12 protein-coding genes are annotated in these 13137 nt (G+C 70.4%); 6 read left to right on the forward strand and 6 right to left on the reverse strand.

From position 1 onward, the window contains the following. The first annotated feature begins 134 nt into the window (after window positions 1-134). Window positions 135-1856 carry an aldehyde ferredoxin oxidoreductase family protein gene (locus tag C470_RS11300; protein ID WP_008367336.1) on the forward strand — a complete coding sequence of 574 codons (1722 nt, stop codon included), beginning with the start codon at window positions 135-137 and terminating at the stop codon, window positions 1854-1856. Window positions 1857-1863: 7 nt separating this feature from the next. Here the strand turns inward: C470_RS11300 and C470_RS11305 are convergent, their stop codons facing one another. Continuing rightward, window positions 1864-3522 carry an ATP-binding protein gene (locus C470_RS11305; protein WP_008367338.1) on the reverse strand — a complete coding sequence of 553 codons (1659 nt, stop codon included), beginning with the start codon at window positions 3520-3522 and terminating at the stop codon, window positions 1864-1866. Continuing rightward, entirely contained in the window at window positions 3519-4283 is a 765-nt protein-coding gene (locus C470_RS11310) for a DUF5806 family protein (protein ID WP_004597112.1), read from the reverse strand. Before C470_RS11310 ends, C470_RS11305 begins: the two co-directional genes overlap by 4 nt. Window positions 4284-4373: 90 nt before the next feature. Between C470_RS11310 and C470_RS11315 the strand changes: the two genes are divergently transcribed. The 4 genes from C470_RS11315 to C470_RS11330 all read left to right on the forward strand — a co-directional run bounded on the left by C470_RS11315 (window position 4374) and on the right by C470_RS11330 (window position 7059). Beyond that, a complete protein-coding gene (locus C470_RS11315) occupies window positions 4374-4742 on the forward strand; it encodes a universal stress protein (RefSeq protein WP_004597111.1) in 369 nt (122 codons plus the stop codon). Beyond that, window positions 4739-5317, forward strand: coding sequence for a GNAT family N-acetyltransferase (locus C470_RS11320; protein WP_008367340.1), 579 nt, complete (start codon window positions 4739-4741; stop codon window positions 5315-5317). Before C470_RS11315 ends, C470_RS11320 begins: the two co-directional genes overlap by 4 nt. A gap of 50 nt (window positions 5318-5367) precedes the next feature. Continuing rightward, window positions 5368-5991 carry an adenylate kinase gene (locus C470_RS11325; RefSeq protein WP_004597109.1) on the forward strand — a complete coding sequence of 208 codons (624 nt, stop codon included), beginning with the start codon at window positions 5368-5370 and terminating at the stop codon, window positions 5989-5991. A gap of 162 nt (window positions 5992-6153) precedes the next feature. Further along, window positions 6154-7059, forward strand: a complete 906-nt coding sequence (locus C470_RS11330; protein ID WP_007996436.1) for a DUF106 domain-containing protein — start codon at window positions 6154-6156, stop codon at window positions 7057-7059. 33 nt (window positions 7060-7092) lie between these two features. Here the strand turns inward: C470_RS11330 and C470_RS11335 are convergent, their stop codons facing one another. The 4 genes from C470_RS11335 to C470_RS11350 all read right to left on the reverse strand — a co-directional run bounded on the left by C470_RS11335 (window position 7093) and on the right by C470_RS11350 (window position 11810). Then, on the reverse strand, window positions 7093-8079 hold the full coding sequence (locus tag C470_RS11335) for a carbohydrate kinase family protein (protein WP_008367342.1): 987 nt from the start codon (window positions 8077-8079) through the stop codon (window positions 7093-7095). 4 nt (window positions 8080-8083) lie between these two features. After that, entirely contained in the window at window positions 8084-9340 is a 1257-nt protein-coding gene (locus C470_RS11340; protein ID WP_008367345.1) for a DHH family phosphoesterase, read from the reverse strand. Between the two features lie 93 nt (window positions 9341-9433). Beyond that, window positions 9434-9898 carry a universal stress protein gene (locus tag C470_RS11345; protein WP_007345309.1) on the reverse strand — a complete coding sequence of 155 codons (465 nt, stop codon included), beginning with the start codon at window positions 9896-9898 and terminating at the stop codon, window positions 9434-9436. 292 nt (window positions 9899-10190) lie between these two features. Then, a complete protein-coding gene (locus C470_RS11350) occupies window positions 10191-11810 on the reverse strand; it encodes a heme-binding protein (RefSeq protein WP_008367348.1) in 1620 nt (539 codons plus the stop codon). 663 nt (window positions 11811-12473) lie between these two features. Between C470_RS11350 and C470_RS11355 the strand changes: the two genes are divergently transcribed. Then, a complete protein-coding gene (locus C470_RS11355; RefSeq protein ID WP_008367351.1) occupies window positions 12474-13115 on the forward strand; it encodes a PadR family transcriptional regulator in 642 nt (213 codons plus the stop codon). Window positions 13116-13137 lie beyond the last annotated feature (22 nt).

The raw sequence follows: 13137 nt of genomic DNA on the forward strand, positions 1-13137 counted from the left end.
TCGCGGCCGCCGGGGGCGGCCGCTCGCAGGCACGCGCCTCCGCCTCGTTTATAAACAATCGCGCCGCCGCTAGCTGGTATTTAAATCGCGTCCCCACCCCGAGTTTTATCGCCGCTCGCTCGCTCCGTACGTCCATGAGACACGCGCAGGGGCCGCTCCTCACGATCGACCTGACCGAGCGGACCGCGTCGACGGAACCGATCGACGACCGGCTCGCGTCGTTCGTCGGCGGCCGCGGGCTCAACACGTCGCTCGCGTACGATCGGATCCCGTTCGACGCCGACCCGCTCGGCCCGGAGAACCGGCTGTATTTTTCGACCGGCCCGATGCAGTACTCGACGACCTCCTACACCGGCCGGATGGCCGCCACGGGGCTCTCGCCGCTCACGAACGGCCTGCTCTCGTCGAACGCCGGCGGGTTCCTCTCGCGGAACTTCACGGGCGCGGGGTACGCGGCCGTCGAGCTCGTCGGCGCGAGCGACGACCTCCTCGCGGTCCACGTCCGCGAAATCGCGCCGGACGGCGAGCCGAACGTGACCTTCGAGGAGGTTCCGGACTTGGCGGAGGCCGAAGTGTCGGCCGTCTCCGACCGGTTCGCCGAGACGCGCGACCTGGAGCCCGAACACGTCGCCTGCGTCGGTCCCGCGGGCGAGAACGCGGTCCGGTTCGCCTCGATCATGACCTCGGACACGCGGGCGTTCGGCCGCGGCGGGCTGGGGGCGGTCCTCGGGTCGAAGGGCGTGAAGGCGCTCACCTTCGACGGAGACGCGGACGCCGAAATCGAGGTCGACTGGCCCGACGAGGCGGGCGAGGTCCACCGCGAGGCGGCCACCTCCGACTCGATCATGAAACGGCAGGGGACGACGAGCGTGACGGAGCTGGCCAACGAGGTGGACGCGCTCCCGTCGTACTACTTCGCCGAGACCTCCTTCGAGGGCGTCGAGGGCATCTCCGGCGACCGCGTCGAGGAGAAGAAGTACAAGAAGGGGACCTGCTCGGGGTGCGCGTTCGCCTGTAAGCTCCCCACCCGCGACGAGGCGACCGGCGTCGAGACGGAGGGCCCGGAGTTCGAGACGGTGATGGCGTTCGGCTCGAACGCGGGCGTCGACGACGTGGTCGACGTGATGCGCGCCAACGAGCTGTGCGACGAGCTCGGGATGGACACCATCTCCTGTGGCGACGTCGTCTCGATGTTCCTCCAGAGCGAGGACGAGTTCGGCAACGCGGGGCTCGTCCGCTCGCTCGTCGAGCAGATCGCCTACCGCGATGGCGTCGGCGACAAGCTCGCGGAGGGCGTCCACCGCGCCAGCGAGGAGTTCGGCGCCGAGGACTGGACGGTGAAGGGGATGGAGTTCTCCGGCCACGACGGCCGCGCGCTCAACGGCCAGGGGCTCGCGTTCGCGACCGCGAACCGCGGCGCGGACCACATGTACGGGGAGTTCTACCCCTACGAGTACCCCCTCGTCGACCCCGACGACGCCCTCGATCCCGAGGGGCTGGAGGGGAAGCCGCCGAAGCTCGTCGCGAAGGAGAACCGCAACGCGGTCCTCGACTCCGCGGTGATATGCAAGTTCTCGCGGGGCACCGTCACGGACGACCGGCTCGCGGCGCTGCTCGACGCCGACTACGACGGCCTCCAGACGCTGGGCGCGCGGATCGTCGAGCTGGAGCGCGCGTTCAACAACGCCCGCGGCTTCGACCGGAGCGACGACACGCTCCCGTACGCCGACGCCATCGAGGGGTTCGACGCGGCGCTCTCCGAGTACTACGCGCTCCGCGGCTGGAACGACGACGGCACCGTCCCCGACCACGGCGACGGGCTCGACCCGGCGAGCGCGGCGCCCGCCGACGACTGAGCGGGCCTTACGCTCCTCCCTCGCTCGACTCGACCTCGACGCCCCGGAACTCGAACCGGGTGCCGCCCGTCTCGCTCTCGGCGAGCTCGACCGTCCACCCGTGCGCCTCGGCGACCTCGCCGACGATCTTCAGCCCGAAGCCGGTCCCGTCCGGGTCCGACGTCACGCCCGCCTCGAACACCGCCTCGCGGTCCGCGGGGTCGATCCCGGGGCCGTCGTCCGCGACGTAGAAGCCGTCGCCGTCGGGGAGCGCGCCCACCGTGACGGCGACGTCGGGGCCCGCGTGGGTGACGGCGTTGCCGAAGAGGTTCTCGAGCGCCTGCCGCAGGCGGCTCCGGTCTGCGGCGACGACGGCGTTCGTCTCGGCCGACAGCGTCGCCGACTCGGTGTCGACGGTCTCCCAGCACTCCGCGGCGAAGTCGGCGAGGGGGACGGGTTCGGTCTCGTCGATGCCGGTTCCCTGTCGGGCCAGCGCGAGCATGTCCTCGATGAGCGCGTCCATCCGGTCCAGCGAGCGCTCCACCGCGTCGAGCTCCCCGATGTCTATCGACTCGTCCGCGAGGCGGTCGCTGACGATTTCGAGGTTGCCGGCCGCGACGTTGAGCGGGCTCCGCAGGTCGTGCGAGACGAGGCTCGCGAACTCCTCCAAGCGGTCGCGCTCGCGGGCGACCTCGGCCTCGCGCCGGCGGAGCTGTCGCTCCCGCTCGATGCGGACGAGGACCATCGTCACCGTCGCCGCCCAGATCTGCGCCACCGCAAGATCCGAGTCGTCGAAGGCGTCCGCGGTCGTGGCGCCGATGTTCAACACGCCGTACCGGCCGAGCGGGACGACGAGCTCGCTGCGGATCGTCGCGTCGTCGCTGTAGCGCTCGGGCTCGTCGTCCACGTCCGCCACGTAGGTCGGCTCGCCGCTCTCGAAGGCCTCCCAAGTGATGCTCCGTCCGTCGGCGTCGAACGTCGGGTGGTCGCCGACCACCGCCTCGGCGGTGTCGGTCCAGACGATGGGTTCGAGCACGTCCCGTCGCTCGTCGTGCAGCCAGATCGCGGCGATGGGGTGGCCGAGCACGTCGTCGACGTACGACACCGCCGCCTCGGCCGCCGCCTCCCTGTCGGTCGTCTTCAGCAGCTCCCTGGTCGCGTCGTGAAGCGATTCGAGCGTCTCCGTGCGGCGCCGGAGCGTCAGCTGTCGCGTCCGCTCGTTCGAGACGTCGATGGCGGTGACGACCGCGTACGGCTCGCCGTCGAGGTCGAAGGCCCCGACGCTGACGCGGACCGGAACCGCGCCGCCGTCGCCGCGCCGCACGACGAGCTCGAAGCCGTCGGCGAGCGACCGCGACTCGCCGGCGCGCACCGTGTCGATCAGCGCGTCCACGTCGTGGGCGTCGTCCGCCCCCTCGGCGCCCGTCGCGTCCCGGCCGATCTCGGAGTCGTGGGCGTCGTCGCCCGAGCCGGTCTCGAGGGCCGGTATCGACGCGGACTCGTCTCGATCCAACCCGGCCGGGTCCTCGAACACGTCGGTAATGGAGCGGCCGGAGAGGCCGTCCGGGTCGAGCCCGAACACCGCCTCGACGCTCGGGGTGCCCGCGCGGACGACGCCGTCGCCGTCGACGACGAGCGTCGGGTCGGGGGTCGCGTCGATCGCCTCCGGAAACCGGTCCATCGTCACTCTTCGGTCGGTTTGTGGACGTGCCCGCACTCGGGGCAGCGCACCTCTTCGCCGCGGAGGTCCGCCGAGGAGGCGCGCACGTCGCGCATCACCTCGCTGATCTTATCCTCGGCCTCCAGCTCGTCGGCGACCGCGAGGTCGACGCCCTCGACCTCGAGGAGGAACTTCGCGACCTCCGTCACCTCGTACATCATCTCGTCGAGGTCCTCGGCGGTGAAGAAGCCGGACATCGCGCCGTAGAGGAACGTCGCGCCCGCCTTCGTCACCTTCTCCTCGAAGGAGTAGCGCGCCTGGTTGACCGCCTGTGGGGTGTACGTGTCTGTCATGAACGGGACGAGCTCCGGGAGGTTCTCGCCGATCTTCGTCATCTCGACGCCGGTCTCCGTGCGGAAGTCGGCGCAGAGCCGCGCGATCGCCCACTCGCGGGCCGTGATGTACGTCCGGTCGCGGAGGAACTCGTTGACGCGCTCGTAGCGCGCGCCGTCCATCTTCTTGAACCGCTCGTACTTCTGGACGTCCCGCGGCACGTCCTCGTCGGTCTCGCCGGCGGTCTCGTCGCCGGTCGCGGTCGTCTCCTGTTCGTCGTCGGTCGCGTCCGCCCCCGCGGCCGGTGTCTCCTCGTCCGTTCCGTCACCCGCTCGGGAGTCGGAGTCCTCGTCGCCGCCCTCGGAGGCGGGTCGATCCTCGGGCGGGGACCGGTCCGCGGGGGAGTCGCCGGTGTCACCGGCCGAATCGGCCGCCGAACCGGTGTGATCGCTCATACATCCGAAACTCCGCGGGCGGGCAAAAGCCTTGTCGGTGGTCCCCCGCTCGGAGATCCACTTTTGTATCGTCGCGTGAACGGATGGGGCATGAAGGTGCTCTGCGGGATCGGCGGCAGCGACGACTCGTTCCGCGCGCTCGACCGGACGGTCGACCGGGCGGCGGTCGCGAACGACGACCTGACGATCGCCGTGGTCGACAACGAGGACTCCTCGGTGTCGCCCGACGAGGTCGTCGAACGAGCCGAGGCGGCGGCCGACGAGGCCGAAATCGACGCCGAGGTGCGCCGCGTCGAGGGCGACCCGGGGAGCCGGCTGGTCGAGATCGCCGAGACCGAGGGGTTCGAGGAGATCGTGTTGGGCGGCGGCCACACGAGTCCGATGGGGAAGATCACGATCGGCCCGATCGCGGAGTTCGTCCTGTTGAACGCCAAGACCTCGGTCACGCTGGTCAGATGAGCGACCGAGGCTACCCGGACGCGGTGGCGGACGAGTTCCCGCCGCCGCCGACCGCGTTCACCGACCGCGAGGACCGCGAGATCGAGATCCGGCCGTACGAGGGGGACGACGAGACCCGCGAGGCGCTCGTCGAGATGTACGACGCCTTCGACCCGGCCGACCGCGCGCAGGGGATCCCGCCGGGCGGCGAGGACCGCATCCGCGAGTGGCTCTCGGCGATCCTCGCCGGCGACTGCCACAACGTGATCGCCTGGTGCGGCGACGAAGTCGCCGGCCACGCGACGCTCGTCCCCGACGGCGACGCCTACGAGCTGGCGATCTTCGTCCATCAGGAGTACCAGCGCGCCGGGATCGGCACCCACCTCATCCGCGGGCTGCTCGGGCACGGGCAGGCGAACGGCGTCGAGAAGGTGTGGCTCACGGTGGAGCGGTGGAACCGCGCCGCGGTCTCGCTGTACAAGAAGATCGGCTTCGAGACCTCCGACGCCGAGAGCTTCGAGCTGGAGATGGGGCTGCGGCTTCACGCGGCCGACGACGGGGACGCCGATCCCGACCCGGACGACGGCGGCGAGTAGCGTTGGCCGGAATCTTCAAGCCTTTAGGGGCGGCCCGCGACCGCTCCGGTATGAGCCACCGAATTCTGCTGTTGGGAGCGCCCGGCGCCGGAAAGGGGACGCAGAGCGCGAAGCTGGCCGACGAGTACGGCGTCGAGCACGTCACGACCGGCGACGCGCTCCGCGCGAACAAGGAGATGGAGACGGAGTACGGGACGCCGAAGTCGTTCATGGACGCGGGCGAACTGGTCCCCGACCCGGTCGTCAACGAGATCGTCGAGGCCGCGCTCGACGACGCCGACGGGTTCGTCCTCGACGGCTACCCGCGCAACCTCGAGCAGGCCGAGTACCTCTCGGAGATTACGGACCTCGACGCCGTCATCCTCCTCGACGTCGACGAGGAGGTGCTCGTCGACCGCCTCACCGGCCGCCGGGTCTGCGACGACTGCGGCGCGAACTACCACGTCGACTTCCAACCCCCCGAGGAGGCGGGCGTCTGCGACGAGTGCGGCGGCGAGCTGATCCAGCGCGAGGACGACACCGAGGAGACCGCCCGCGAGCGGCTCCAGGTGTTCTACGACAACACCGAGCCCGTCGTGGACCACTTCCGCGACGAGGGCGTGCTCGTCGAGGTCGACGGCGAGGCGACCCCGGACGAGGTCTTCGCCCGGATCCGCGACGTCGTCGAGAGCTAACCCGCGTCGTCGAGAGCTAACCCGCGTCGCCGGAAACCGATCGGCGTCGCCGCCGGAAGCCGATCAGCGTCGCTGCCGGAGGCCGACTCGCGTCGTCGAGGGAAGCCGATCCGAGCGGCGATCCTACAAGGTTCTTAACCGTCGACCGCTAACCGGCCGCTAATGAGCAAAGTCGAACGGCGAGTCCGCTCGCTGGTCCGCGATGACGGCGAGATGCGGGACGCCATTCAAGTCGTCCTCGACAACGCCAGCGGCGGCGAAGTCCGTTGGGTCGACGTTCGCGACAAAATATCGAGCGGGCAGTGGGGCCGGCTCATCGAGAAGGAGATCCTCGTGGACGGCGAGGAGGGGTTCGCGCTGGCCGACCGCGAGGGGATCGAGGCCGGCTTGGAAGATGACGACGATTCAGGCGGCGACGTGGAGACGCCGGAGACGACCACTTGGTCGAAGTGGGACAAGCTCGCCGGGGTGGCAACGCTCGGCGCGTTCGTCGGCTACGCGGTCGGCCCGGTCCGCAACGCGATCGCCGGCGCCATCGACGTGGTCCTCGGCCCCCTCCTGAACGTGGTCCCCTTCTACGTGGTGATCATGGTCATCGCGCTCGGAACGGGGCTCTATTCGACGCTGCTGCGCGCCGGGCTCATGGACATGGAGAAGATGGGCGCGTATCAAGACCGGATGAAGGACATCCAGGAGCGTCGGAAGGAGGCCGAGAAGCGCGACGACGACGAGGCGCTCGACGAGATCCAAGAAGAGCAGATGGAGGCGATGGGCGACCAGCTCGGCATGTTCAAAGAGCAGTTCCGCCCGATGGTGTGGATCATGTTCCTCACCATCCCCGCGTTCCTCTGGATGTTCTGGGTGATCGGCTACCGCGGGTCGGACGCCGCGTATCCGGCCGTCGCCGCACAGGAGCTCGTCGTGCCGCTCGCCGGCAGCGTCACCTGGGACACCGGCATCGTCGGCCCGATCCAGATGTGGATCCTCTGGTACTTCCTCTGCTCGATGGCGTTCACGCAGCTGGTCCAGAAGAGCCTCAACATCGAGATGTCGCCGTCCTCCTCGTAGGCGACGCGCGCCGATTTCGACCCGCTTTTTCGTTTACTCCCGCGCTTCGAGGAACGTCACTACCTCCTCCCGCGACGGGATCGATCCCATCCCGCCGACCGATCGGACCGACAGCGCGGCGGTCGCGTTGCCGAACGCGAGCGCCTCGCGGAGCGGGTCCCCGTCGGCGTCGCCGGCGGTCCGCCGCCCGGCGAGCCGCGAGAGGACCCCCGCCGTGAACGCGTCTCCGGCGCCGGTCGCGTCGACGGCGTCGACGGAGAAGCCGCCGTGCCGGACCGTTTCGGCCCCCCACGGCGCGGCGTCCGAACTGACCGCGAGCGCCCCCTCGTCCCCCATCGTGACGACCGCGGTGGGGGGCCCGAGCGCGATCAGGTCTCGGGCCAGGTCCGAACCCTCGCTCTCCGAGAATCCGGCCGCGGCCGCGTCCTCCCTGCTACACAACACGACGTCGCTCTCGCCGACCGTCTCGCGGACCGCGGTCGACACCGCCTCCGCGGCGCCGTCCGGAACGAGGTCGGACCGGTAGTTCACGTCGAACGAGACCGGGCAGTCGACGTCGGCCGCCACCGCGAGCAGCTCGCGGGTCGCCGCCCGGCCCCGCGGGTGCGTCAGCGCCACGCCCCCGAGGTGGACCCAGGGCGAGCCGTTCCGCAGCGCCTCCGTCGGAACAGAGTCGGGGGCGAAGCCGAACGTCGCGTCCCGGTCGCCGTAGAACCCGAACCGGGGACCGTCGGAGTCGGGCGGCGACACCACCGCGAGCGTCGTCTTCCCCTCGACACGCTCGACGTGCGTCTTCGGGATCCCCTCGGCCGCGAGCGTCTCCGCGAGGAAGTCGCCGAACGCGTCGTCGGCGAGGCGCGTCCAGAACGCGGGCGGCGAGCCGAGCCGCGCGAGCCCGACGGCGACGTTGGCGGGCGCGCCGCCCGCCCGGTGTGCGTAGCCGTCGACCTCGCGCAGCGTCTCCCCCGGGTCGGGCACGAAGTCGACGAGCGTTTCGCCGGCCACGAACACCTCCGCCATCGACCTATTCGGCCGCCGCGCCCCCCTCGCCGTCACCCGCTCCGGCCTCGACCTCCTCGGCGACCGCTTCGAACGCCGCGAGGATGACGCGTTTGCACGCCTGTCCCTCGGTGCTCCAGTGGTGGGCGTAATCGAGCATGTCGTCGTAGATGTCGGGCTTGCAGCCCGCGGCCTGCGGGTGGCCGCCGCCGTTCACCCGGCCGGCGACCTCGTGAGCGTGGCGGAAGTCGTCCGAGCCGCGGATCGAGGCCGACCCCGCGGGCTTGACGATCACGGCGGCGTCGGCGCCCGCCTCGCGGAGCCGCTCGGCGACCTCGTTCTGCGAGCAGCGGCCGTAGGTGACCGCGACGCGCCAGTCGCCGACCTCGTGGGTGACCGCGCGGTCGACCGCGAGGTCGATCCTGGCCTCCTTCTCGACGCGACGGTCCTCGACGAACGACCGCACCGTCTCGGGGAGGTCGACGCCGTACGCGCCGACCACGGCCGCGTACTCCTCGGCGCCGGCCCAGTAGGAGTAGTCGGCGAGGTCGTCGGAGCGCGGGTCCTCCTTGAGCCAGAGGTCGTGGTCGCGCGTGACTTCGGCGAGTTCGGCCCAGCGCTCGTCGAACGCGTGCTCCAGCGACCGGAGCGCCACGTCGGCGGTACACTCCTCGTCGGAGTCGCCGACGACGAGGTCGACGCCCGCCTCGCGGACCGCGGCGGCGGTCGCGTCGTCCCACTGGTGGTGGTCGAACCAGCGGATCGCGTCGGTCGACTCCGCGAGCGCTTCCAGCGGCTCCGCGACCCACTCGTAGTCGTCGGGACAGAGGTCGCAGACGAACAGATCGATGTCGTCGTCGGCGTACGCCTCGACGCGTTCGAGCGCGGTGTCGATCGAGTACGGCCCCGCCGAGAGCAGTCCGACCGGCGACTCGGCGTGGGCGTCGTCGAGGGGGTCGTCGTCGGACTCCTCGCTCTCTGCGTCGTCGGTCTCCGCGCCGCCCGACTCGTCGCCCTCGTCCGCCAGCCGCGCCGCGATGGCGTCCTCGAACGGTTCGACGTCGAGCGCGGCGTCGTACGCCTCGCGGATCATCGCCGCGCAGGCGAGACCGTCGGCGTCGCCGTCGGCGATCACGACCGCCTCGCTGCCCTCGATGGACTCCCTCGCCCGTCGCTCCGCGCGTTCGTCGTCCAGCGAGTCCGGGTAGAAGAACCCCTTCCCCGGAAGCTTCGTGTACCGCGATCGGGGGGCGTCCCCCGTCTCGATGAGGTCGTCGTCCATACCGTCGAGGCGGGCGGCAGCCGGAAAACTCCGCCGCTCTCACGTCGGTCGCGTGGCGTCGGCGCGCGTTCGGCGGCCGCCTCCCCCGCCCACTCAGACGGTCGTCCGCCGCGGGTCCTCCTCGGTCAGCTGTCGCACCGTCAACACGGGGACCGGGCAGGTCCGAACGACGCGCTCGGCGACGGAGCCGATGAGGAAACGGTTCTCGCCGTGCCGTCCACGCGTGCCCATCGCGATGAGGTCGGCGTCGACCGACCGGGCGTAGGCGTCGATCTCCGAGGCCGGGCGCCCCTCGCGGACCTCGATGGTCACGTCGAGGTCGCCGTCGCGGTCGTGCGCCGCGTCGGAGACGCGGTCGAGCGCGTCGCGTCCCTCGTCGTCGAGCGCGTCGCGGAGGTCCTCGCGGACCGTGTCGGGCGACGACTCCACCTCGCCGGCGTCGACGACGTACACCGCGTGGACCTCGGCGTCGAACCGCGCCGCCACGTCGACCGCGACCGAGACGGCCCGCCGCACGCTGTCGGAGCCGTCGGTCGCGACCACGATGGTGTCGAACATGGCCACCCGTTCGCCGCAGCGGCACCTAAAACCCGGCGGTCGGGGGAGGGGAGACGGTGCGAAGCGGGGCGAGCGCGACGACGGCTCTATTTATAACTGGCCAGACTGGACGGCGGCGCGTGCCGACGAGCGCCCGGCGGGCGCGAGTCGCACGCGCGAGTCCTCGCGGCTGGGGCTTTGGAAGTGTTTTCCGTCGTTTCGCAGTCGACTGTGTATAAGCGAGCGGGTGGGGTTTGGAGGAATTCTCTGCCGACCCGCCGTACTTATAAAAGACTGCGCGCGTCCAGTCCCGTTACGCTAAGAAGACGTGTCGCGGGCGGTCGGCGAGCACGTCGCGGCCCCACTGGACGGTCTCGGAGAACTCGTCGGAGCGGAAGAACGCCATCGCGTCCTCCTTCGCGTTCCACTGGCTGGCGATGAACATGTCGTTCTCGTCTTCGACGTTCACCATCAGATCGGTCTCGACGTGGCCGTCCATCTCCCCCAGCAGGTCGCCGACGTCGTCGAACGTCTCGACGAACTCCGTCTGGTAGTCTGGCTTGACGGTGTAGAACATCCCCATCGTGCCGAAGCCGGACTCCTCGCCGGCGCGCGCGACGATGTCGGGCAGCTCCGAGAGGAAGCCGCCCGCGGTCTCCGCCGCCGACGCGGTGTCCCAGATGGAGACGACCGCGGCGCGGTCGGTGTGGCGCCCCTCGTACACCGCGGTCTTGACGTGCGTGCCGTAGTGGTCGAAGTTGCCGCGGAGCCCCTCGACCTCGTCGAACAGCTCGTCGACGTCCGCCTCGCTGTACAGCACCGTGGCGTACACGTCCTCCCCGTGGGGCTTCCCGGCGTAGATGTCGAGGTCCGCGAGCTCGCCGCGGATGTCCTCGTCGGAACTGCCGTCGCCGCCGCCGCCGTGGCCCTCCTCGCCGCCGTGACCGTCGCCCTCGCCGTGGGGATGGTCGCCCTCGCCGCCGGCCTCCCCGTCGCCGTGCGGGTGGTCGCCGTGCGCGGAGCCGCCGCCCGAACCCGAGCGGTCGTGTCCCTCGCCGCCCCCGTGCGCGTCGTCGCCGTGATGACCGCCCTCGCCGTGATGACCGCCCTCGCCGTGGGAGTGGCCGGCGCTGTCCTCCTCGGGCTCGCGCCCGGTCGGGACCGTCTCGCCCGCGAGGAACGCGTCGAGGTCGCGCGGCGGGAACCGGCGCCCGACGTAGAAGTCGCCGAACTCGCCGTACCGCGAGGAGGCCGGGTCGAACCGCATCTCGTAGACGATGTCCTTGATGTCGGTCGGGTCCGCGCCGAACAGCGTGACGCCCCACTCGTGGTCGTCGAAGCCGACGGAGGAGGCGATCACCTGTTTGATCTTCCCCGCGTACTCCTTGCCGACCTCGCCGTGGCCCGCCATCAGGTCGGCGCGCTCCTCGAAGTCGAGGTCGTACCAGTTGTGCTCCTCGCCGCGGCGCTTGCTCATCGGGTAGAAGCTGACGTACTCCTCATCCGGGATGTCGGGCTTCAGTTTCCCCTCGATGTACCGGCGCAGCCCCTCGTCGACGGCGTCGGCGCCCTCCTCGAAGTAGTCGTCCGAGACGTACCCGGACACCTCGGTGACGGAGACGTAGGAGGTCTCGCGCTCGGTGAACTTCGCGAGCGCGGTGTCCTCGAACCGGCGCTCGATCGCGGAGAGATCGTCGAGCGACGGCCGGAAGTGTAAGAAGAGGAGGTCGGCCTTGTGCCCGAGCACCGAGAACAGCGCGGACTCGCCGGCGTCGGCGTCGGCGACCAGCTCGCGGTGTTTCAGGAAGGCTTCGCCCTCCTCGATCGCTCGCCGTCGCTCGGACTCGGGCGCCTCGCGCCACGCGTCCCAGTCGATCGAGCGGAAGTCGTGCAGCGAGAACCACCCTTCGGCGGTCTGTGGAGCCTCGACCATACGTCGGGTTCGGGCCGCGCGACTTAGGGGTTTGCGGGTCGTCCCGCTACGTGGTAGTCCGCGGAACGGTCGGTGGTGGTCCCGGGCTTTGGGACAGTCTCAGGAGCCTCGAATCTACTACCGCTCGGCCGTGCGTAGCTGTTTATAAGTAGCCGACCGGCACGGACCGCTCCGAAGCCCCAGCCGCTCGGCTGTACGCGTCTGCTTATAAAACCCTGACCGACACGGACCGCTCCGAAGCCCCAGTCGCGAGGCGGGCAGACGCTCGCTGTCGCCCGAAAATCGTAGATTTTCGGGATGACGAGACGCCTCCGGCGTCTCGAACCACGCTCCTCGCTCGCTCGCTTCGTTCACTCGCTACGGTGCTTACGTCGCCTCTGTCCGCCTCGCGACTGCCCCTTCGAGTCCCGCCCCGCACAGCCCCGCACCTCACACCTCCCCAGCCTCGCGGCTCACGCTCGCGGCGTCGCCACTCGCGTTCGCCGCGTCCCTCGCGCGTGTTCCTCGCGCCCGGTGGGCGCTCGGAGGCACGCGCCGCCGCACGTGGCTATCCGGTCGGGTTCCGGAGCCATCGAAACGCCTAATTCGCCCGGATCATCGTGGCTCGCGTCAGCAGTCACCGTGACCGAAACCCTTTCGACGCGACCCCGAAAAGTCGGGACGATGCGGAAAAGCGGCCCGCCGAAAGGACTGATCTCGTATCTCGTGTTGGAGCTGTTGGACGAGCGCCCGCGGTACGGGTACGAGCTGCTCGGCGAGATCACGGAGATTAGCGGCGGCCACTGGGAGCCCTCCTACGGCTCCGTCTACCCGATCCTCTACAAGTTCGAGGAGGAGGGCGTCGCCGAGCGCGTCGAGCGCGACGACGAGCCCGACCGCAAGTACTTCGCGCTCACAGATGCGGGCCGCGAGGAGCTCGCGGAGAAGCGCCGCGAGATCGGCGGCGAGGCGAGGGACTTCGGCGACGTGGTCCTCGGCTTCTATCACCTGTACGCCGCGCTCGCCACGGACGACCGGTTCGAGGTCGACGACGCGGACGCCGACTGGGGGTACTCGGAGCGATACAGCGCGTGGATCGTCGAACAGATGATCCGCCACCACGAGCGCGACTTCGGCGAGTTCGAGCGGATCGACGCCTCGCCGGATGAGTTCCACGCCGAGACGGGAGCGACCGACGCGGACGCCACCGACTCGGACGGCGCCGGACCGGAGGGCACCGAACCGGACCGGACGGAGCCCGGATCGTCCGAGTCGGTGCCCGCGGACGACGCGGAGGAGTCCTCCTCCGGGGCCGCGGACGACTGACGGGCGCCGAAGTTCTCGATGC

Origin of the sequence: Halorubrum distributum JCM 13561 (assembly GCF_000337395.1) — an archaeon.
Classification (GTDB): Archaea; Halobacteriota; Halobacteria; order Halobacteriales; family Haloferacaceae; genus Halorubrum; species Halorubrum distributum.

Bases quoted from the DNA above. Each gene is read 5' to 3' on its own strand.
- C470_RS11340 (WP_008367345.1), bottom strand. From the start codon at position 9,340: ATGGACGACGACCTCATCGAGACGGGGGACGCCCCCCGATCGCGGTAC.
- C470_RS11335 (WP_008367342.1), bottom strand. From the start codon at position 8,079: ATGGCGGAGGTGTTCGTGGCCGGCGAAACGCTCGTCGACTTCGTGCCC.
- C470_RS11310 (WP_004597112.1), bottom strand. From the start codon at position 4,283: ATGAGCGATCACACCGGTTCGGCGGCCGATTCGGCCGGTGACACCGGC.
- C470_RS11315 (WP_004597111.1), top strand. From the start codon at position 4,374: ATGAAGGTGCTCTGCGGGATCGGCGGCAGCGACGACTCGTTCCGCGCG.
- C470_RS11300 (WP_008367336.1), top strand. From the start codon at position 135: ATGAGACACGCGCAGGGGCCGCTCCTCACGATCGACCTGACCGAGCGG.
- C470_RS11345 (WP_007345309.1), bottom strand. From the start codon at position 9,898: ATGTTCGACACCATCGTGGTCGCGACCGACGGCTCCGACAGCGTGCGG.
- C470_RS11355 (WP_008367351.1), top strand. From the start codon at position 12,474: ATGCGGAAAAGCGGCCCGCCGAAAGGACTGATCTCGTATCTCGTGTTG.
- C470_RS11330 (WP_007996436.1), top strand. From the start codon at position 6,154: ATGAGCAAAGTCGAACGGCGAGTCCGCTCGCTGGTCCGCGATGACGGC.
- C470_RS11325 (WP_004597109.1), top strand. From the start codon at position 5,368: ATGAGCCACCGAATTCTGCTGTTGGGAGCGCCCGGCGCCGGAAAGGGG.
- C470_RS11320 (WP_008367340.1), top strand. From the start codon at position 4,739: ATGAGCGACCGAGGCTACCCGGACGCGGTGGCGGACGAGTTCCCGCCG.
- C470_RS11350 (WP_008367348.1), bottom strand. From the start codon at position 11,810: ATGGTCGAGGCTCCACAGACCGCCGAAGGGTGGTTCTCGCTGCACGAC.